A 17,989-nucleotide genomic window follows, 5' to 3' on the forward strand; every position below is an offset into this window, starting at 1 on the left:
AAAAACTCCCTTTCTTATGTATTCTTTCATGAGTATAGCACGTTTATGGCCAAGAGAAAAAAAGCTTGCTCGGCCACACTAAAGGCTCATCGCAACGCGCATGACCATTCCGTATACAAGCAGCCCGGCGTAAAGAGAGGCAAAAATGAGAAAACTCGCCCGCCAAAAGACGCGGAACACCGTCCGCAAACGAAAGTCCGCTTTTTTCCGCCAATAGCCAAGCGCGATTGCCGCGTGCAGACCAAACAAAAAGAGAAGAAGAGGAACGAAGTACGATTTTCTAAACAGCACTGTCAGCAAAAAATAGACAGCGGCGATGAACAAAGCAGTCGCAGCGTTGACCGCGGCATAAAACGCTGCCCGCCTTCGCCTGCCGACCAAGCGTGCTCCGAAGTAGACGAGCAAAAACAGCAAAAGCGGCGCGGTCACAAACGTCGCTATCGTCGAAGCGAGCCAATCATCCATCCATCTCTCCCCCTTCCTTCCCTTTCACCGCGCAAAAGACAAAGCGGACGACCGGCAGCATAGCGCCGCGCGCCTCCCCTTGTTTCAACACATAGCCCAAAATGGCGTCAATCTCCGTCCGGCGCCCGTTCGCCAAGTCCATATACATCGACGAATAGTTGTCTGCTGTTTTTCGGCATATGCGGACGACACGCTCCCACGCCCGATTAGCGTCTTCAAGCGGCAGCACGTTCTGCACCTCATCAAACAGCTGCCTCATCATATCGCGGTACGGAGCCGTTTCTAGCAGCGCCCCGTTTTTCACTTGCAATAGAGCGGTGAGCGGATTGATGACTGCGTTGACAACAAGCTTGTCCACAAGAATGCGCTCCCAATCATCCGCCCATTCGATCGGAAAGCCGCGCTCCCCTTCCCGAAGCTCCCGGGCGTCGCCAAATGAACCATAGCGGGAAGCAAGTGTCAGCTTTCCGACGCCCGTATGCGCCACCGTCCGGTCATCCAGCTTCATGGCACCATGCTCCACGACGCCGACGAGGACATTTTTGTCGGCAAACATCGTCAACTGCTCGAGATGCCCCATGCCGTTTTGCAAAAAAACGAGCGTGCGAACGCGGCGAAACGCGTCGATTTGCGCACAGACGGAAGCGAGATCGTACTGTTTGACGGTCACAAACACGAGCGGCTCGTCCAGCTCTGCTCCAGCAAACGGCTGCGCGCGCACCGCCACGACCGATGTCTCGCCATCTTTTTTCAGCGCCACACCATGCTCGGCAAGCTGCCTTGCTTGGGACGGACGCCTCGTATAGACCGTCACCCCATGGCGCCGCCCAAGATAAGCGGCGAGCAGCAATCCGATTGCTCCGCCGCCGACAATCCCAATGTTCAATCCTTCTCCCCCGCTTTCTTGCAACATGGCGTTAGCCTTATTTTAGCAGAGATCTTCTTCTTCCGTTAAGAAAAAAAGCCGGCGAAAAGCCAGCCTTTACCCTTCGTCGACGCCTTCAGCCACTGCATTCGGCGCCGGTTTCCCGCTGTCTGTCACCATTCTGCGCGCCCGCTCCATAATGGAAAGCAGCGTTTTATACTCCTCCTGGATCACAGCTAGTTGTTTTTGCAGCGATTCTTTTTCCATTTGCAACTTCGTTACCATTTGCTGCAGCTGCTCCATGTCATTTTTGAGCGCCCGGTTTTCATCGGCCGTCCGTCGGGCGTCGCGCGCCTTTTGCTCCTCAGCTTGCAAAAAGGCCAGCACTTCCGCCCATGACAAATGGCTTTTGACTGCCGCTTCCACCTTCGCCTGCCCCTCGCTTTCCTTCGTTGATGAGGTTTCTTTTTTTCGCATCTTCCGTTCTTGCTTGGCTTGCTCGATCTCCTCCTTGTACTGCTTGCGAACGCACGAATTCCAGCGAAATCCGCACGCTGCCGCCGTCCGCGACAAGCGCCGCCCGACTTCGGCAAACGCCTCCAGTTGGGTGCCGCCTTCGCGAATATACTGAAGCACAACATTCGCCAACAACTCATCCTCTTCTTTCGTCCATGCGTCTTGACGTACTCCCGTCATCCCCTTCCCCCCTTATCGCCGCTTTGTCATTATATGTATGCGGCTAGTAGAAACGGTAGAAGGAAAAAATTACTTCTTACACAAAAAAGGACGCAATGCCTGTTCATGTTCGGCCGACCCCCACAGCTCGGCGCAACGGGCGATCTCGGCGAAGAACTGCTCTCGAAACCAAGTTGTTCGCCATTTTTCGCCAGCTGCGGCCTTATATGCCTGCAAGACGGAAAGCGATCGCTCCGCATAAGGCGCCAGCCGTTCACGCCATTGTTCGTGCCAATGTTCGGCTGGTAGGATGGCGTCAACCCAACCGCACGCTTCCATCGCCTCCGCCGTCATCGGCTCGGCGCGCAGCAATACATCAAGCGCCCGCCCGTACGGAAGTTTGGCAAACAGCATCGAAGCTCCTCCCCAGCCGGTCGTAATGCCAAGTCGACCTTGCACAAATCCGATCCGGCTTCCTTCTTTGGCAAAGCGAAAATCGCAAGCGGTCGCCAGCTCGCAGCCGCCCCCCATCGCTGTTCCGTTGACAAGGGCGGCCGTCGGCTTCGGAAACGTCAGCAGCCTGTACAGCAGCTCTCCCATGCGCATGAGCATCTGTCTTGCCTCCGTGCCGCGCAAATGCCCAAACTCGCTCAAATCGCCGCCGGAGCAAAACGCCTCGCTGCCGGCACCGGTAATGGCGAACACTTTCACCTGTGGATCAGCCGCCGCCTGTTCCATCGCCTCCTCAAGCGCCCCCATCACGGCAAAATTGATCGCATTCCGTTTCTCTGGACGGCAAATTGTAAACAGCGCAATGCCGTCGTGATGCTCCAACATCGCTTCCATCAGCACGTCTCTCCTTTCTTCATCAATGAATTGGGCACGTTCTCTTCAATTTCCTGCCTCACGCCGAAAAAAACTGCCGCCTGGACGAACAACTGATTTTTTGCAGACAATCAAAAAGGCTGTCCTCTTTTCGGACAGCCTGTCGTTCGATGTCGGCCATTATTTGTTGACGACATCTCTTCCTTTGTATGTTCCGCATGCTTTGCAGACGCGGTGCGCCAATTTCCATTCGCCGCAGTTCGGGCATTGCACCATGCCTGGCACTTGCAGTTTAAAGTGCGTGCGGCGCAGCCGTTTTCTCGTTTTCGATGTTCTTCTAAAAGGTACTGCCATCATTCCCACCTCCTTGTCGGGCGCATTTTGGCATATCCATGCCGGCGGACCAGCCAACCTCAAGGCCGCCGTCCGCCGGCACACAAGGCGGCTGCCGGACGGCGCGCCATAGGCGCCATCGGCCGGCAACGCCGACTCACGATCATTCCTCTCGTTTTTCCTCGAAAAACTTGGCCAGCCCTGCAAGGCGAGGATCTACTTTCTGTTCCCGCTCTTGCATCGCTTTCTCCCATTCTTCTTCCGACAGAACGTCCCATCCTTCCCCATGTTGCGGCGCGCCGCCGGCAACCGGTCCTTCGGCGATCAGCTGCAACGGGATTTCAAGCAAAATCAACTCGCGGATGATGGGGTTCAAATCAATCGTGTCCCCCGCCACCATATGGGTGTCCTCATCGGTCTCCACGATGCCGCTGCCATCCGCAAAAAACGTCTCCGTCGTCTGAATGGAAAACGGATACGTCACATCGACAAGCGTCCGCGAGCAAGGCAACACCATCGTTCCGGACAATGTCAAATGAAACGTGAATTTTGTCGACCCGACATCCGCTTTTCCTTGGACGTGCACCGGCGAAATATCGCGGATCAACGTGTCAATTTGTTTTAAATCGGACACATCGACCGTCTCATCAATCGCCATTTCCTTATGTTGAAAACGGCGAAGCTGTTGGACCGTCCATTTCATATCATCACCTCAAGGCAACGAATAAAATTATACGTTTCGTTTCTAGTTTTGTCAATGTTTTTTCTTTACAACCACTCATTCCTTGGAAAAGAACGGCATACTCCCATCATGTCCAAATGCCATTCCGAACATGCACGGTCGGCGCGCGGACATTGGAAAACGGTCGACCGCTTCGTTTCTTTTGTTGTTCTCACCGCATGTTGCCGTTGATCTTCGCCGTCGTATATTCCATACTAAATTCAGATCGAATAGACAGCCATTTCGTTGCGGCCAAGCCGCGCGAATCGCCATGAAAGGAGCGAAAAAAGGTGAAAGCCGTCGGCGTGATCGTGGAATACAACCCGTTTCACAACGGTCATTTCCACCATTTGAACGAAACGAGGCAAAAGACAAATGCGGACTGTTTGATCGCCGTCATGAGCGGAAACTTCTTGCAACGCGGTGAGCCGGCCATCGTCTCCAAATGGGCGCGGGCCAAAATGGCGCTCGCCGCCGGCGTAGATGTGGTCATCGAGCTGCCGTACGCCTTCGCTGTGCAAGCGGCTGAACAGTTCGCTCATGGGGCGGTGCAGCTGCTTGCGGCGATCGGCTGCCAAGAGCTTTGCTTTGGCAGCGAATCGGGGGAAATTTCCGCTTTTTTATCCGCGGCCCAAACATGGCTTGAACAGAAGGAAACGTTCGATTCTCTCATCCGCACCGGGCTTTCGCGCGGACAAAGCTTTCCGAAAGCCGCCGCTGAAGCGTGGCAAACGTTCGGCGCCGCTCCGCTTGATTTGTCCAAGCCCAACAACGTGCTTGGTTTTGCGTATGTGAAAGCCATTTGGCAAAACAAGCTGGCGATGATGCCGCGCACGATTCCGCGGCTGGCCGCCGGCTATCATGACGAATCATTTTCCCACCCGTCGATTGCGAGCGCCACCAGCCTGCGGAAAACATTGCGACAAACCGGGCGGCTCGAATCAATCGCGGCGTACGTTCCGCCCGCTGCGCTCGAACAACTCCGCCAATACCGGGAGACATACGGGCGCTTTCACGATTGGGAAGTGTATTTTCCACTCCTAAAATATCGGCTGTTGACCGCCACAGAGGCCGACTTGCGCCGCATCGCCGGCGTGGAGGAAGGGATCGAACACCGGCTGAAGCAACACATCACCCACGCCGAAACGTTTGCCGCCTTCATCGCCGCTGTCAAAACGAAGCGATACACCTGGACAAGGCTGCAACGCCTATGCGCGCATGTGTTGACGAATTTCACAAAGGAGGAGCAAGCCAAAGCGGCCAACCCGACCTATATCCGGCTGCTCGGCATGAGTGAAACCGGCCGCCGCTACTTAAAGCAGGTGAAAAAAAGCGCCGCGCTCCCGCTCGTCGCCAGAGCACCCAAACTCAACGGCGACCCTCTTTATGAGCAAGAAAAAAGAGCGGCAGCTGTGTACGCCGCCGCTTTTCCGGAGCCGCTCTACAGCGCCGCGCTGAAAGAAGAATACGCCACGGCGCCGATTTACGTTTCCGGCATCGAACGCAAATAACGAACTGCCTCGTCGAACGTATCGACCGGGACGATTTTCATATGCGTCCCGATTTTTTTCGCCGTCCGCACCGCCTCTCGATAGTTTGACGTCGGCGCACCATGTTCGTTCGGGGCGAAAAACACCTCGGCTCCTTCGCGGTCAGCGGCCACGACTTTTTGCGAAACACCGCCGATCGGCCCGACGTTTCCGTCAAGATCAATCGTCCCGGTGCCGGCGATTTTATGACCTTTTGTAATATCTTCATCGACAAGTTGGTTGTAAATTTCAAGTGAAAACATGAGCCCAGCCGACGGTCCGCCGATTTGTTCCGACTCCACGTCAACCGGCGGGTCGGTGCGGACGTCATAATCGGTCATGAGTGTCACCCCAAGGCCGACTTGGTTCGGGTGCTGTCGAAACGGCTTCAGCTCGAGCTCTGTTTCCTGCCGCTTCCGGCCGCGAATGAATGCGACGCGGACGCGATCACCCGCTTGTTTTCCGCGAATGTAGTTGACCATCTGCTCCGATGTGCCGAGCGGCTTTCCGTCGATCGCGACGATGCGATCGCCGGTCTTTAGACGGCCGGCGGCCGGCATATCCGGGAGGACGCTCATGACATAAACGCCATGAGGTTCATACGACACCCGCTTTCCGGCGTGTCGATAAGCGACGATGATCGCCGCTTCCTTCGACTGTTCCATGAGCTCAAGCTGGCGCATCGTATATTCCTTGTCGCTCTCCCCTTCCTGCTTGATCTCCTCGACCGGATGAAGCTCATAAAACGGGCGGATATGGGCCAACAAATACGCCATCACATTCGCCCGCCCCATCCGCACCGTCGTAAGCATCAACGTTCCCTTATCGCGGTCGCCGTTTTTCACGTGAACGAGCGGCTTCAAACTTTGCGCGCTTCCCGGCATCGTCACATAATACGGCAGCTTCATAAAAATGAGCAGAAAGATGAGGGCGGCGCCAAAGAAAAACAGGGCAATATACGTCCGTTTCTTCATTCGTGTGATGACTCCTTCCACTGTTCAATCGCTTGACGGATCACTCCCACTTGCTTCCGCGCTTCCTCTTCCCCGCGAGCGATGATTTCCTCAATATCTGTAAACGCCCGCGAGCTATACTGTTCGACTCGCGGCCGGATCATAACGTCTGAGGCGAGCTGACGGTGAGCGACCAGCTCCGCTTGCAAAATATCGAGGCTCTGCCAAATGACATCGGCGATCGACGCAATTTCCGCCTTTGTGTTGAGCGGAGAGACATCGACAGCGATGACAATATCCGCTCCCATCGCTCGGGCGACCGACACTGGCACCCGGTCGACGACGCCGCCGTCGACAAGCAGTCTGCCATTCACCTCCGCCGGCACAAAAATGCCAGGAATTGAGATGCTCGCCCGCACCGCCTGGGCTGCTTCCCCTTGCCGAAACACGACTTTCTCTCCTGTCCGCAAATCAGCGGCGACAACAGCCACAGGCGGGGACATCTCCTCGATTCGTTTCCCTTTCGTCAACAAGCGAAGAAACTGCGTGATGCGCTCGCCAGCGATCAGCCCCATTTTCGGCACCGTCCAGTCAAGAAAATCGTTGCGTCGAAACGATTGAGCCAACCGATAGAGACGATGGAGGCCATGGCCGCTTGCGTAAAGGACGGCGACAAGCGCGCCGATGCTGCTGCCGGCCAAATAGGAAATCGGAATATGCTCCTCCTCGAGCACTTTCAATACCCCAAGATGGGCGAACCCGCGCGCTCCTCCCGACCCGAGCGCCAATCCGACTTTTGGCGGCACGCCTCCTCCCCCCTTTGTCGCAGCGCTATCCGCTTTCATCTTATGGTCTAAAACGCCCCCCTATGCTCGTATATTAGGTTATATGAGGTTGTACTACAAGAAACCGCACGGCAAAAAAGGGGGGAAAAAAGTGAAACAAAATTGGGGGGCGAAATGGAAAACCGTATTGCTCGCTTCCGCCGCCACCTTGTTTGCGTTTTCGCTCATTTGCTATCCAAAACAGTCGCTTGAAGCGTCCATTCGCGGTTTAAATATGTGGTGGGAGGTCGTCTTTCCATCGCTTTTGCCGTTTTTCATCGTCTCGGAACTGCTCATCAGCTTCGGCGTCGTCAGCTTCCTTGGCGTCTTGCTCGAGCCGCTCATGCGCCCGTTGTTTCGCGTCCCGGGCGTCGGCGGCTTCGCCTGGGCCATGGGAATGGCGTCCGGCTACCCGTCTGGAGCCAAGCTGACCGCCCGCCTGTACCAGGAAAAACAGCTGACGACGATTGAAGCCGAACGGCTCTCGTCGTTCACCAATTCATCCAACCCACTTTTTATTTTTGGAGCTGTATCAGCGGGATTTTTCAACAACCCGCAACTCGGCCTTGTGCTGGCCGTTTCCCACTATTTAGGAAACATTAGCGTTGGGCTGATCATGCGCTTTCACGGCATCCGAAAAGAACAGAGGCAAGCGAAGCGGCAGCCACGCTCATTTTCGCTCCCGTATGCGCTGCGCACACTGCACCGCACGCGACTGAAAAACGAACAGCCGCTTGGCAAACTTCTTGGCGACGCCGTGCGTTCTTCTGTCCAAACACTGTTAATGATCGGCGGTTTTATTATTCTCTTTTCGGTTATGAATAAACTGCTGTATATGATGCATTTGACCGAACAGCTTGCCCCATTGCTGCGCCATCTGCTCCGCCTTGCCCAGCTGCCGGAGCAGCTTGACATCCCAGTGTTTTCCGGCTTGTTTGAAATTACACTCGGCAGCCAAATGATCAGTCAAACCGATGAGGCGATGCTGATGGAAAAAGCAGTGGCCACAAGCTTCGTCCTCGCTTTCGGCGGTTTTTCCGTCCAAGCGCAAGTCGCCAGCATTCTCGCCGAAGCGAACATCCGCTTTCAGCCGTTTTTCATCGCGCGTTTGCTGCACGGAGTGTTTGCCGCTTCCTTTACATACTTGCTTTGGAAACCGTTGTACATCAAAACAGCCGGCGGAATGCCGACTAACATCCCAGCGTTTCTTCACGCCGCCAAAGACGTCGCTTGGAATGAAGGCTGGCGGTTGCTGCAGCAATACGGGCCGCTCTTGACACTGTTGTTCCTTTGCCTTTATATATGGCTCGTCATCAAGGCGGCCAGTGAACCGCGCGGGCGCTCATAAGACGCTTGAGCGCCCAGCTTTTTGGCAGCAAAAAGCCATCGGTGCGGCTCGCGTCGTCTCGGCCGTGAGCCGCCCTTGACGGCAAAACCGGGCCGGCTCCGACTGCAACGTTCGCTTAAGCGGCTTTCATAAGGAAGCGTCAATCAGCGGCCGTGGACGCAAATTTCCGCTTCAGCGCCTGCTCAACAACCGGGGGCACAAGCTCGGAAATATCGCCGTTGTATTTCGCCACTTCTTTGACGATGCTCGAGCTTAAAAACGCATACTGGCTGTTCGTCATCATAAAAAACGTTTCAATGTTTTCATCAAGAACGCGGTTCATCGACGTAATTTGCATTTCGTATTCGAAATCGGACACAGCGCGCAAGCCGCGCAAAATGGCATTCGCTTTTTTGCTGCGGGCATAATCAACAAGCAGGCCGTGAAACGCTTCGACATGGACGTTCGGAAGCGTCCGCGTCACCTCACGAAGCAGCTCGATCCGCTCCTCGACAGTAAACAGCGGCTTTTTCGACGAGTTGTTCAACACCGCCACATACACTTGATCAAACACTTTCGCCCCTCGTTTAATAATATCCAAATGCCCGTACGTCACAGGGTCAAAGCTCCCGGGGCAAACCGCAATGCTCGCCATCGCTTCCATCCCCTTCCCATCTATAAATCGTCACACCGGTGATACCGTATGTTTCCCGCTTCCATCGTGTCAGGCCGCCGACCTCCTCCGGCAGCTCCGCCTCCGCCGAGTGTTCAGCGACGACGACGCCGTGCGGCTCCAGCAACTGACGCTCGGCGATCGACGACAGCAACGTCGGCCACTGTTTCTCTTTGTACGGCGGATCAAGGAAAATAACCGCAAAGCGGAGGCCGCGCTTCGCTGCTGCCTTCAGCGCCCGCTCGGCGTCGTTGCAGTAAATTTCCGCCCGCTTCTCAAGCCCGCAGGCCGCCAGGTTTTTTCGGACCGTCTGCACCGCTTTCCTGTCATGATCGACGAAAATGACGCGCTCGATTCCTCGGCTGAGCGCCTCGATGCCCAATCCGCCGCTGCCAGCAAACAAATCAAGACCGTTGCCGCCTGAGAAATATGGCCCGATCATATTAAAGATCGCTTCTTTGACTTTATCGGTCGTCGGCCGTGTCGACATCCCTGGAACCGCTTGCAGACGCCGTCCTTTGCATGTCCCGGAAATCACTCTCATCGCCTTCACCCAATTCACCGTTTCAAGGTGGCCTTGTCATCCATTTGATTCGTTGTTTTCATGGTAATCTTACCATAAAGTTGATGATCGTCAAACTACGGAATTTTTTCGCCATTCATGTATAGAAATCGGCAAATGGTCCATAATGAGTAATGGCAACACGCTTAGTGCGTTGTTGCCAGTGACGGAGAAGACTTACGTTTCCCCATAAGTTCTTCCTCCGGTTTCTCCTCTCCCTTTTCTTTATTCTTTCCGATCCTTGTTCCGCCCTGCGCGGAGGCAAGGAACTGGAAAGGGCCTTGCGGGTTCATTTCCGCAAGGTTTTTTTTGATTGCAATTCGCGAAGATGGCCGGTAAAGTTAAGGGTGGACGATGCTTGCAAGGGGGAACGATTCATGATCCAACGATTTATCGAACTTGGCGAAGGATATTCCGATATATATGAGCTGATTGCATTGGCGAAGGCCAACCGCCATCGTTTGTCCGGATTCTTTGTCTTCCATACGGTGAAAAAAGGCCAGGCGGTCGTCTCCTTGGCCGTTGTCCTTCATCCGACGGATCCCGGCGATTTCCAGCCGCTTTACATTTGCCGTGAAGGCATTCCCGATCCGTCCGTCAAGCCAAACAAACGGTACGAACTATTTATGGAAACCGCAAAGGAGCTGGGCATAGACGTCATTCATCTTGATGTTAAGCCATCGACGATGTTCGCTGAACTCGATTTATATTACCAACATTTGATCGGCATTATGCGGATGAATCGCTTCATCCCGCCGCTGCAGTAAACAAAGAAACAGCAGGCCGAAAAGCCGGCGTCGGCCTTTTTCGACCCGCTGTTTTCCTTCATCCAAGCGGATACGGGGAGTCTTTTTCCTTCTCCCCTTTCGATTCAAATTCCAGTTTTAAAAATGGGCGGTACGACGGCTCGACCCGCTTGACGAACGGAAGCGAGGCGAGCTTTTTCATGACATGGTCGACTTGCTCCATATCGCAATACAGAACCGCATACTTCAGCCGTTTGGAAATGTAATGAATGTTGCCGAACCTGCGCAACTGTTTCCCATATTTCAGCGAATGAAGCCAAACGATAATCCCTTGCCGTTTTGGAAACATAGTCCCTTCCCCTTTTTTTATGTGCGGCAGCCGCAGCTCCCGCCCGCCCCGCAGCCACCGGAACAGCCCGCCGACAAAAAGTATGGATTTCCGGTCGGCACTTTCACATGTTCGGACACCGCTTTGCCGATCAGCACGCTGATCTCATCAAGCAACTCTTGCATCGCCTTCTCTGCCTCCTTAAAGGCGGCGACCGTCTCATGCAAATCGAGCTCCCGCTTCGCTTCGCGCACTTCTTTCATCACGTCGCGGTAATCAGGATGGTATTTTCCGAAGCGCTGCACTTCTTCGTAGCGCTCCTTCAGCTTGACAAAGCGAGCGATTAGCTGCTGGGCGCGGCGGTCTTGCTTCAGCCGCCAAAAGGCGCGGCGGTATTCGTCCGCCACGTCCGACTCGACAATCATTTTAGCCAACGCTTCTGCTTTATCTAAAATCTCGATGCGCTCGAGAGTCGCAATCTTCACCAAATGGCACCTCCATTACCCATCATACCATGAACGAAAAGAAAAGGAAAAGGAAAGAGATAGCAAAGAAGCAAACAAAAAAGGCGATCCAGACTGTGCCGAATCGCCTCTGTCCGCCTTTTAAACGATCGTCGTCATCTCTATCGGATGGCGACATCAAATTCGTGCGTCATGCCGGTTGCTTTCCCATCATTGTAGACGAGCTCAAGACGGATGGTATGTTTCCCGCTCGGCAAACCGCGCACAATAAAGGCGGCCGTGTATACTTCCGTCATTTTTTGACCGTTGACATAGACATGAATGTGTCCGCCGCCGCTCCCTTTGCGGAACGGAAAGTGGACGGCAACACATTCAATGAATACGTCACTTCCTTTCACTTCATGCTTCACCTGAAGCGGACCGCCCACTGCTTCGGCGTGAGCGGAGGATGACGACGCCGGCTCAAAGAAGGCATACGCCGCAAGCAATATGACAGCCGCAAACCATGCGAACCACTTTGGCAAAGACATCACTCCCTTTCGAAACTAGTCTTTGCCATTGGCCGCCCGATTAGTCGCGCATGGCTTTAAACATTTGCCACATAAGCGACGCCATTTGCAACGATTGGGATATTTTTTCCACTTTGTCAGGGATCGTCAGCTCATAGTGGCGCAAGGCGGCCAATTGGAACATCGACAGTTCATGCGGACGGCGGGCAAGGAGCCGGTACCAGCGCGGCTGTTCGCGCAAAAACGCGCGCAACATCGGAGTTCCTTGCACGTATTGCCATACATCTTTCCTCATCGCCACCACCCTTTAATCTTTGCGGAACGAAAACGGATGCGCTTCTTTGTTTCTTTGTTCTTGACCGACCCCTTGAAATTCGGAAAGAATGCTCTGAATCGCCGCGATCGCCTGCTGGACGTTCACCAAATGTTTTTGCACATCAGCTGCATCGATCTGTCCAAGCATAGCCGCGAGCTTATCGATCCATTTGTTCGTTCCTTTTTCCTCCTCTTTTGCCGCACCGTTTGTTTCCCGATACGGCTCCCATATGTCATCGTCTTCCCCGAACAAATACCAATCCTCATACACTTGTTTCCACGTCTTTTTGCCACTGCGCACCTCCTGGATGATTTTTGGATGTTTTTTCACAAACTGTTTAAACTGTTCAACGGAAGGATGCAGAGGCTTGACCATGGCGGTTCTCATCCCTTTCGTCCACTCATGCCTATCTGCCATATCATATCGCATCCAACACAGAGAGGTGCGCCCAATTTTTAGAGCGGCGTAAAGAAGTTTTGCGTATAGTAATCGGCGTAGACGCCAACGCCCAAGTGAGTGAACTCTTCGTTCAACATCATGTTCCGATGGTTTTGGCTGTTCAGCCATCCGATGGTCGCCTCAACGCCATCGACTTGATGGGCAGCGATATTTTCCCCGGCAAGCTGGAACGGAATGTGAAGCGCGCCAAGCCGCTTCGATAAATCGCCATACTGCGGCGACTCATGGGAGAAAAACCGGTGATCATGCATATCTCGGCTATGTTTTTCCGCAGCGGCAGCGGCCTTGTCATCCCATACGAGAGAGGAAAGCCCGTGGCGATGGCGGATCAAATTCGTCCAGTCAAAAATTTGCTTCGCGTTGGCCGCATCAACAACCTGTCGCTTTTCTTCCGACAGCGGCGCGGCCGCCGGCAGGCTGCCGCGGTAAACGAGCTCGTACGGCCGCAACTTGACGAACGTTTCTGCATCCATCAGGCGGATCGCCGCCACCTCGCCGGTAAAGCGGTCAACATACAGCTGAGCGTAAACGCTGCCCACTTTGACAACCGGCCTTGATGAGTAATCTTGTTCAGACAGCTCAAACCGGTATGTCCCGCTGCCTAGCTTAATCTCAATGTTCGATAGCACCGGCATCGTTTGAAAAATCGTCTGCAACCGCTGGCCGACCGCAAACGGTTCAACGTTCACCTTCTCTCCGCCGACAAGAGCGGTGACGACGCGACCGCGCAAGATGCCAATCTGCACGTACGACTCAGGTCGACGGCTGTACACCCACCAGTCATATCCGTAAGCTGACGGGTCGATTCGGTCTGGAGCGCCAAGCCGTTTTTTCGCCTCTTGCACCGATTGCCCGATCAACGCAACGATGCCGGCCGACGCCTTCGGCTCTTTCAACATGTATCGATTCGTCTCTGGCTGCTCCGGGGGGCTCGGGGGTGACGGACTCGGCGCAAAATAATACAATCCAATCAAGAAAAACAAAAAAAGGAAAAACCATTTCACACGGCAACTCCCGCTTTCTGCGCAATCTCCTTATTGCCATTATAGCCGTTTTTTAGAGGCAAAAAAAAGAGGACACCCAAAAAGAGCGCTCCTCCTCGAAAGAAGCCGTGTCCGTTGCGTTTGTCAATGGATGGCGTCTTGTTCGGAAATCTCGCTTAACGCACGACCCGCGCGTTCATCAGAATAGCGGTTCGTCGCCAAATCGCCGAGCGAGATGATGCCGACCAAACGCCCGTTTTCTACGACCGGGAGGCGGCGAATTTGGTGACGTGCCATCATATCTGCTGCCTTTTGCACCGAATCGTCCGGGGAAAGCGTGACGAGATCGCGGCTCATCACTTCCGTCACCGCAGTCGAACCGGGATGTTTTTCGGCCATGCCGCGCACGACCATATCGCGGTCGGTAATCATTCCGACAAGGCGGCCGTCATCGACAATCGGAATCGCCCCGATGTTGAAATCGCGCATTTTTACCGCCACTTCGTAGAGATTGTCAAGGGGGGTGCAATATTGCACATCCGTTGACATGACGTCCCGTACCGTTTGCATTCTTCGTCTCTCCTTTCTACCCGTATTGTGCGCCGGATCACAAAAAAAAATGCGAGCGAAACGGAAACAATGGCAAACAATTCGTTGAAAAGCAAACCATTTTCGTACTATTATAAATGAGGGGATGATTTCCTGTTTTGCGCTTTTACATACTGTGTTGTTAGGAGGAAGAAGGATGAAGTTTGAAAATACCGGACTGGAAAATCAGACGGTCGAACTTTCCCGCCTTGATGACATTATGGAGCGCCTCGGCTTTGTACGCGCGGCGCAATGGGATTATGAACGGGTCACATACGACCGGAAATACGTCGTGAAAGAAGGCACCTACTATTTGCGTGTTCAAGGATACGCCATTGAGGGAGATGTCGATTCGCGCTATGCGCTCATTAAGCTGCTCACGCCGATTTTAGGGAAACATTACTATCCACACGGCGTCGAGTACGGCGATGATGAACATTTTCCGTCCTCTCTTGTCAGCCAATGCCAAAACGTGTTGGCGCAGGTCAAAAGCGAGCTTGAAAAAATCAAAGAATAATCAAAAAACGCATGAGAGCACGGTTCTCATGCGTTTTTTTCCGGCATGACAAGCCGTTTGACAACAATGTCGACCGCCTCGGCAACATATGGCGTCATCGCGGCGATCTCCTCGGCAATATGCTGCTGCAGCTGGCGGCAAACTTCCATCACCGGCGCCCCATATCGAATGGACATTTTGACCGTGACGCGGCACCGCTCTCCTTGAGCAACGGTGATGAACACCTCACAATCGTCAAGAGCGACCTCCGTCTGGCCGCGCACACACATCATGACAATGGTCAACAGCGTCGCCTCTACGGCGCTCCGTTTCCGATAGCGAAACGTGTTCACCGCCTTCTCCTCCCGCTGCACAAAATCACGTCTATACAGGCACGTTGTATTCTATATAGATGCAATATGAACCTCTCCCACTTACAGAAGTGGGGGGTTCCTGTTTCCCCTTCGGGGTGGATGCGTGATAGGTTGGTCGGCAGCCTATCTGCAGGCAACGCCTGGCATCCGTCCCGTTGGGAGCGACAGGCAACATGAGTATCATCGATACTCAAGGGCGGGAACTCGCCATCTACGACTTCTTGCTTATGCAATCCGTCGATACGTAAACGGTTTGACCGTAAATTCCAACGGGCGAATTTCGCCATAATATACTTTGGCAAATAAATTCATCGCTCCGTGGATGTCACGGTGTTGTTTGTATCCGCATTGACATGTATAATTTCTAGAAGAAGATTTATTCTTCTTCCCGCAAACAGGGCATGTTTGCGATGTGTAGCTCTCGTCCTTTTTCTCCATTTCAATGCCTTCGGCATTCAATTTGTATTTGAGATAATCAAATAGTTTTCCAAACGACCAATTGGATAATTTCTGATTGGTCTTTTTGTTTCGTTTCTTTTTCGTGTTCCGTTGTACCCCCTCGACATCCCCAATGACGACTTCTTTCACTTGGTTTTCCAAACACCAACGAACAAATTGTCTCGTGGTTTTGTGCAACGCATCCTTTAGTTGTGCCTCTGATTTCGAAAGTACATATTGTTTTGCCCGATTGTACTTTTTCCATTGTTTGGAGCCTTTTTTGCATCTGCTCATGAGTTTTTGCAGTTCTTTTAATTTTTTGTTTCTCAACCGATGGATGCTTCTTATTTTTCTTCCCGTGATAATGAGGTTTTCCCCATTTTCACAAACGGCTGCGATGGTGTGAATTTCCCCTGGGTCAATAGCGACACGGTTTTGACTTTTATTCTCTTCAGCGTTCGATACATGGTTTCACCTCCTATGTTTATCGAAAATCAAAAGAGAAGGGAGAAACAAAAAACATCCATGAGCAAGCCTTGCTCCCCACCCTGGCATGAAAATGACTTATCAAGGCAGCGCATTTTCACAGAAAAAAGAAGCCATTCATCCCCCACCTATAGAGGTGGAGGACTTCTGGCTAATTTAATATATGTTATGCAGCCACCGCTGTCCTTGCTCCTTGCCCGCCGGTTAAAAACCGAGCACCGCCTTGATGAGCGACGTTGTTTGGCCCCCTGGATAGAGGACATAAAGCAGCCAGTAGACGACGACCCCGGTTGAGGCGCTGCCAAACCAAATGATGCTGGTGATCGGCCCAAGCCGACGATGGCGGGCCCTCTTGTCTTTCAATCCCGTCCAAATCGTGACAAGGCCAAATACGGCGCCAACTGTCGCCAGCACAATATGGAAAATAAGAAACAGCGTATAGTACACTTTGACGTTCTCCGGCCCGCCAAAGCTCGTATTGCCGATAAACAACGTCCGCGACATGTAAATGGTGAAAAACAGCAAAGCAAACACCGCTGCCGTCAGCATCACCTTTTTATGCGCTTCGATCCGCCTGCGGCTGATCAAATACCACCCATAAGCAACAAGCAAAGCGCTGATCACGATGCAGCTCGTGCTGATTGTCGGTAAAACGGCCATCGCTTCTCTCCCTTTCTTCTTTGTTCATCGTTTAGCGGCTAACCGCGCTTTACAGTTTGGTCGGCCGCGGCTCCATATCCATGCTTGGCTCTTTCTCCCGCTCCTTCCGATACCATTCGGTGAAGATGAAGAACAGCATCGTCCCGTACACGATTTCCTGGATGATTTTCATCAACACTCCGCCGAGCTGCTGGTCATGGAGCGGCGACATCGATAAAAACATTTGCGGCCCCGTCAAATCAAGCGAAGCCAGCGTCCCTTGAGGAACGCATAGAGCCAGCGCGGCCATCCATGCTTTCGGGTCCGTATACGTCGCATAAAGCGGCGTATCGGTAAAAATGATGAGTGCGCAAGCCGGGGTCAACAGCATGCCGTCAGCGAAAATGTAACCCATTTTTTTTAAGCCGGACAATGTTTGCCACTCAGGAAGTTTATTAACAAGCGGCCACCACATGCAAAACGCAGCAACGAAAATGACCGAGGTAACAAAGGCATGCAGCCACATATTCATTTTCACAGCGTCAAAAATGAATGGAACGTGATAAAGCGAAAACAAACCGTTAAACAGCAGCAGCGCCACAATCGGCTTTGTCAACAACCGAAACACGCGGCGCACCGCTGCGAAACGGAACGCTCGCTCATAAAGCGGCGCCGGAATGCCTAAAATAAAACATTGCGGCACGATCAAATACAGCACTGCCATTTGCACCATATGGGCGGTGAACGTCAAATGGCCCATCAAATCTAGCGGAGACCCTTTGCATATATAAAGAAGCGCCATCCCGGTCCCAAAATATGCTTTCTGCTTCCCCGAAACGGCATCACCGAGGCCGAAACGCTGCCGCCATGGCCCGGTGATCCCCATGTACAGCAATGCAACCGCCGCTAACACAAGCAAAAAAAACGGACTCCAAAGGGCGACGGGGCCAAACATTTGCAGCGATTGAAACATACGAATCCCCTCCTGATTGGTCCTTTCCCATTATACTACAAGACGCCGCGCCACAGCTATTCAAAAAGGGGAAACCGGCGCAAAACCGATTCCCCCTTTTCTTACCACCAAATGACTGTTGTAAACGCCCAAACAAGCAAAAGCATAACCGCCACACCGCCGTAAATAAACATCGTCGGGAATTCGTGGCCTTTATGGCTCATATGCATGAAATAATAAAGCTGGAATGCGACCTGCACGGCGGCTAAAAGCAAAATAAACGGAACGACAAACCAATGGGAAAATTCTTCGTACCCAACGGCGGCGAAGGCGATGAGCGTCAACAAAATCATCAAAACGAATGCAATCATTTGATGACGCATCTCTTCCGCGTTTTTCCGCCGGCGATACGCCAAATCGACGCGTTCATTTCCTGAATTCGTTTGATTCGCCATACGT

At 53.1% G+C, this 17,989-nt stretch carries 26 protein-coding genes; 4 read left to right on the forward strand and 22 right to left on the reverse strand.

Annotated features, from left to right (window positions below):
* Positions 1 to 78: 78 nt before the first annotated feature.
* From B9L19_RS12875 to B9L19_RS12900, 6 genes are all read right to left on the reverse strand, one after another.
* Entirely contained in the window at positions 79 to 465 is a 387-nt protein-coding gene (locus B9L19_RS12875; protein ID WP_047753387.1) for a DUF3397 domain-containing protein, read from the reverse strand.
* The gene (locus B9L19_RS12880) at positions 458 to 1,378 is read right to left on the reverse strand and encodes a 2-dehydropantoate 2-reductase (protein WP_047753388.1); all 921 of its coding nucleotides are present in this window, start codon (positions 1,376 to 1,378) and stop codon (positions 458 to 460) included. Before B9L19_RS12880 ends, B9L19_RS12875 begins: the two co-directional genes overlap by 8 nt.
* Before the next feature lie 69 nt (positions 1,379 to 1,447).
* Positions 1,448 to 2,026: an RsfA family transcriptional regulator gene (locus tag B9L19_RS12885; RefSeq protein ID WP_025949751.1), complete on the reverse strand. Its 579-nt coding sequence runs from the start codon at positions 2,024 to 2,026 to the stop codon at positions 1,448 to 1,450.
* A gap of 69 nt (positions 2,027 to 2,095) precedes the next feature.
* Entirely contained in the window at positions 2,096 to 2,851 is a 756-nt protein-coding gene (locus B9L19_RS12890; protein ID WP_047753389.1) for an enoyl-CoA hydratase/isomerase family protein, read from the reverse strand.
* A 159-nt stretch (positions 2,852 to 3,010) separates the two neighbouring features.
* On the reverse strand, positions 3,011 to 3,184 hold the full coding sequence (gene rpmF, locus B9L19_RS12895) for a 50S ribosomal protein L32 (RefSeq protein WP_011230605.1): 174 nt from the start codon (positions 3,182 to 3,184) through the stop codon (positions 3,011 to 3,013).
* 142 nt (positions 3,185 to 3,326) lie between these two features.
* A complete protein-coding gene (locus B9L19_RS12900; RefSeq protein ID WP_047753390.1) occupies positions 3,327 to 3,866 on the reverse strand; it encodes a YceD family protein in 540 nt (179 codons plus the stop codon).
* Positions 3,867 to 4,174: 308 nt separating this feature from the next.
* Here B9L19_RS12900 and B9L19_RS12905 point away from each other — a divergent pair, with 308 nt between their 5' ends.
* A complete protein-coding gene (locus tag B9L19_RS12905; RefSeq protein WP_047753391.1) occupies positions 4,175 to 5,395 on the forward strand; it encodes a nucleotidyltransferase in 1,221 nt (406 codons plus the stop codon).
* On the opposite strand, the gene B9L19_RS12910 is transcribed toward B9L19_RS12905, so the two are convergent.
* A complete protein-coding gene (locus B9L19_RS12910) occupies positions 5,368 to 6,387 on the reverse strand; it encodes a SepM family pheromone-processing serine protease (RefSeq protein ID WP_025949749.1) in 1,020 nt (339 codons plus the stop codon). The two genes, B9L19_RS12905 and B9L19_RS12910, sit on opposite strands and share 28 nt — an antisense overlap.
* Positions 6,384 to 7,172 carry a patatin-like phospholipase family protein gene (locus B9L19_RS12915; RefSeq protein ID WP_025949748.1) on the reverse strand — a complete coding sequence of 263 codons (789 nt, stop codon included), beginning with the start codon at positions 7,170 to 7,172 and terminating at the stop codon, positions 6,384 to 6,386. Before B9L19_RS12915 ends, B9L19_RS12910 begins: the two co-directional genes overlap by 4 nt.
* Before the next feature lie 130 nt (positions 7,173 to 7,302).
* Between B9L19_RS12915 and ylbJ the strand changes: the two genes are divergently transcribed.
* A complete protein-coding gene (gene ylbJ, locus B9L19_RS12920) occupies positions 7,303 to 8,538 on the forward strand; it encodes a sporulation integral membrane protein YlbJ (protein WP_025949747.1) in 1,236 nt (411 codons plus the stop codon).
* Between the two features lie 139 nt (positions 8,539 to 8,677).
* Here the strand turns inward: ylbJ and coaD are convergent, their stop codons facing one another.
* Positions 8,678 to 9,172, reverse strand: coding sequence for a pantetheine-phosphate adenylyltransferase (gene coaD, locus B9L19_RS12925; protein ID WP_011230599.1), 495 nt, complete (start codon positions 9,170 to 9,172; stop codon positions 8,678 to 8,680).
* Complete coding sequence (rsmD, locus tag B9L19_RS12930; RefSeq protein WP_047753394.1) at positions 9,138 to 9,734, reverse strand: 16S rRNA (guanine(966)-N(2))-methyltransferase RsmD; 597 nt, start codon at positions 9,732 to 9,734, stop codon at positions 9,138 to 9,140. The genes coaD and rsmD overlap by 35 nt, the downstream gene beginning before the upstream one ends.
* 395 nt (positions 9,735 to 10,129) lie before the next feature.
* Between rsmD and B9L19_RS12935 the strand changes: the two genes are divergently transcribed.
* Complete coding sequence (locus tag B9L19_RS12935; protein ID WP_025949745.1) at positions 10,130 to 10,519, forward strand: DUF7147 family protein; 390 nt, start codon at positions 10,130 to 10,132, stop codon at positions 10,517 to 10,519.
* Between the two features lie 58 nt (positions 10,520 to 10,577).
* Here the strand turns inward: B9L19_RS12935 and B9L19_RS12940 are convergent, their stop codons facing one another.
* The 7 genes from B9L19_RS12940 to B9L19_RS12970 all read right to left on the reverse strand — a co-directional run bounded on the left by B9L19_RS12940 (position 10,578) and on the right by B9L19_RS12970 (position 14,127).
* On the reverse strand, positions 10,578 to 10,847 hold the full coding sequence (locus tag B9L19_RS12940; protein ID WP_025949744.1) for a YlbG family protein: 270 nt from the start codon (positions 10,845 to 10,847) through the stop codon (positions 10,578 to 10,580).
* Between the two features lie 17 nt (positions 10,848 to 10,864).
* Positions 10,865 to 11,311 carry a YlbF/YmcA family competence regulator gene (locus tag B9L19_RS12945; protein ID WP_011230595.1) on the reverse strand — a complete coding sequence of 149 codons (447 nt, stop codon included), beginning with the start codon at positions 11,309 to 11,311 and terminating at the stop codon, positions 10,865 to 10,867.
* Between the two features lie 140 nt (positions 11,312 to 11,451).
* Positions 11,452 to 11,820, reverse strand: a complete 369-nt coding sequence (locus B9L19_RS12950; protein ID WP_025949743.1) for a hypothetical protein — start codon at positions 11,818 to 11,820, stop codon at positions 11,452 to 11,454.
* A gap of 40 nt (positions 11,821 to 11,860) precedes the next feature.
* The gene (locus B9L19_RS12955) at positions 11,861 to 12,094 is read right to left on the reverse strand and encodes a YlbE-like family protein (protein ID WP_025949742.1); all 234 of its coding nucleotides are present in this window, start codon (positions 12,092 to 12,094) and stop codon (positions 11,861 to 11,863) included.
* Positions 12,095 to 12,106: 12 nt separating this feature from the next.
* Complete coding sequence (locus B9L19_RS12960; protein WP_025949741.1) at positions 12,107 to 12,490, reverse strand: YlbD family protein; 384 nt, start codon at positions 12,488 to 12,490, stop codon at positions 12,107 to 12,109.
* Positions 12,491 to 12,570: 80 nt separating this feature from the next.
* Entirely contained in the window at positions 12,571 to 13,578 is a 1,008-nt protein-coding gene (locus tag B9L19_RS12965) for a CAP domain-containing protein (RefSeq protein WP_047753393.1), read from the reverse strand.
* Positions 13,579 to 13,701: 123 nt separating this feature from the next.
* Positions 13,702 to 14,127 carry a CBS domain-containing protein gene (locus tag B9L19_RS12970; RefSeq protein WP_025949739.1) on the reverse strand — a complete coding sequence of 142 codons (426 nt, stop codon included), beginning with the start codon at positions 14,125 to 14,127 and terminating at the stop codon, positions 13,702 to 13,704.
* 175 nt (positions 14,128 to 14,302) lie between these two features.
* Here B9L19_RS12970 and B9L19_RS12975 point away from each other — a divergent pair, with 175 nt between their 5' ends.
* Positions 14,303 to 14,662: a YugN family protein gene (locus B9L19_RS12975; protein WP_013523323.1), complete on the forward strand. Its 360-nt coding sequence runs from the start codon at positions 14,303 to 14,305 to the stop codon at positions 14,660 to 14,662.
* Between the two features lie 26 nt (positions 14,663 to 14,688).
* On the opposite strand, the gene B9L19_RS12980 is transcribed toward B9L19_RS12975, so the two are convergent.
* The 5 genes from B9L19_RS12980 to ctaF all read right to left on the reverse strand — a co-directional run bounded on the left by B9L19_RS12980 (position 14,689) and on the right by ctaF (position 17,985).
* Positions 14,689 to 14,994: an Asp23/Gls24 family envelope stress response protein gene (locus B9L19_RS12980; RefSeq protein WP_015374346.1), complete on the reverse strand. Its 306-nt coding sequence runs from the start codon at positions 14,992 to 14,994 to the stop codon at positions 14,689 to 14,691.
* A gap of 246 nt (positions 14,995 to 15,240) precedes the next feature.
* The gene (locus B9L19_RS12985) at positions 15,241 to 15,876 is read right to left on the reverse strand and encodes an RNA-guided endonuclease InsQ/TnpB family protein (RefSeq protein WP_341864968.1); all 636 of its coding nucleotides are present in this window, start codon (positions 15,874 to 15,876) and stop codon (positions 15,241 to 15,243) included.
* Between the two features lie 267 nt (positions 15,877 to 16,143).
* Entirely contained in the window at positions 16,144 to 16,599 is a 456-nt protein-coding gene (locus tag B9L19_RS12990) for a DUF420 domain-containing protein (protein ID WP_011230587.1), read from the reverse strand.
* 49 nt (positions 16,600 to 16,648) lie between these two features.
* The gene (gene ctaG / locus B9L19_RS12995) at positions 16,649 to 17,551 is read right to left on the reverse strand and encodes a cytochrome c oxidase assembly factor CtaG (protein WP_025949737.1); all 903 of its coding nucleotides are present in this window, start codon (positions 17,549 to 17,551) and stop codon (positions 16,649 to 16,651) included.
* Between the two features lie 101 nt (positions 17,552 to 17,652).
* Positions 17,653 to 17,985 carry a cytochrome c oxidase subunit IVB gene (ctaF, locus tag B9L19_RS13000; RefSeq protein ID WP_025949708.1) on the reverse strand — a complete coding sequence of 111 codons (333 nt, stop codon included), beginning with the start codon at positions 17,983 to 17,985 and terminating at the stop codon, positions 17,653 to 17,655.
* Positions 17,986 to 17,989 lie beyond the last annotated feature (4 nt).

Source organism: Geobacillus thermocatenulatus (assembly GCF_002217655.1).
GTDB lineage: Bacteria > Bacillota > Bacilli > Bacillales > Anoxybacillaceae > Geobacillus > Geobacillus thermocatenulatus.

Excerpts from the sequence above, each read along its gene's own strand:
- B9L19_RS12875 (WP_047753387.1), bottom strand. The coding sequence starts at position 465 with ATGGATGATTGGCTCGCTTCGACGATAGCGACGTTTGTGACCGCGCCG.
- B9L19_RS12880 (WP_047753388.1), bottom strand. The coding sequence starts at position 1,378 with ATGTTGCAAGAAAGCGGGGGAGAAGGATTGAACATTGGGATTGTCGGC.
- B9L19_RS12885 (WP_025949751.1), bottom strand. The coding sequence starts at position 2,026 with ATGACGGGAGTACGTCAAGACGCATGGACGAAAGAAGAGGATGAGTTG.
- B9L19_RS12890 (WP_047753389.1), bottom strand. The coding sequence starts at position 2,851 with ATGGAAGCGATGTTGGAGCATCACGACGGCATTGCGCTGTTTACAATT.
- rpmF (WP_011230605.1), bottom strand. The coding sequence starts at position 3,184 with ATGGCAGTACCTTTTAGAAGAACATCGAAAACGAGAAAACGGCTGCGC.
- B9L19_RS12900 (WP_047753390.1), bottom strand. The coding sequence starts at position 3,866 with ATGAAATGGACGGTCCAACAGCTTCGCCGTTTTCAACATAAGGAAATG.
- B9L19_RS12910 (WP_025949749.1), bottom strand. The coding sequence starts at position 6,387 with ATGAAGAAACGGACGTATATTGCCCTGTTTTTCTTTGGCGCCGCCCTC.
- coaD (WP_011230599.1), bottom strand. The coding sequence starts at position 9,172 with ATGGCGAGCATTGCGGTTTGCCCCGGGAGCTTTGACCCTGTGACGTAC.
- rsmD (WP_047753394.1), bottom strand. The coding sequence starts at position 9,734 with ATGAGAGTGATTTCCGGGACATGCAAAGGACGGCGTCTGCAAGCGGTT.
- B9L19_RS12935 (WP_025949745.1), top strand. The coding sequence starts at position 10,130 with ATGATCCAACGATTTATCGAACTTGGCGAAGGATATTCCGATATATAT.
- B9L19_RS12940 (WP_025949744.1), bottom strand. The coding sequence starts at position 10,847 with ATGTTTCCAAAACGGCAAGGGATTATCGTTTGGCTTCATTCGCTGAAA.
- B9L19_RS12950 (WP_025949743.1), bottom strand. The coding sequence starts at position 11,820 with ATGTCTTTGCCAAAGTGGTTCGCATGGTTTGCGGCTGTCATATTGCTT.
- B9L19_RS12955 (WP_025949742.1), bottom strand. The coding sequence starts at position 12,094 with ATGAGGAAAGATGTATGGCAATACGTGCAAGGAACTCCGATGTTGCGC.
- B9L19_RS12960 (WP_025949741.1), bottom strand. The coding sequence starts at position 12,490 with ATGGTCAAGCCTCTGCATCCTTCCGTTGAACAGTTTAAACAGTTTGTG.
- B9L19_RS12970 (WP_025949739.1), bottom strand. The coding sequence starts at position 14,127 with ATGCAAACGGTACGGGACGTCATGTCAACGGATGTGCAATATTGCACC.
- B9L19_RS12975 (WP_013523323.1), top strand. The coding sequence starts at position 14,303 with ATGAAGTTTGAAAATACCGGACTGGAAAATCAGACGGTCGAACTTTCC.
- B9L19_RS12990 (WP_011230587.1), bottom strand. The coding sequence starts at position 16,599 with ATGGCCGTTTTACCGACAATCAGCACGAGCTGCATCGTGATCAGCGCT.
- ctaG (WP_025949737.1), bottom strand. The coding sequence starts at position 17,551 with ATGTTTCAATCGCTGCAAATGTTTGGCCCCGTCGCCCTTTGGAGTCCG.
- ctaF (WP_025949708.1), bottom strand. The coding sequence starts at position 17,985 with ATGGCGAATCAAACGAATTCAGGAAATGAACGCGTCGATTTGGCGTAT.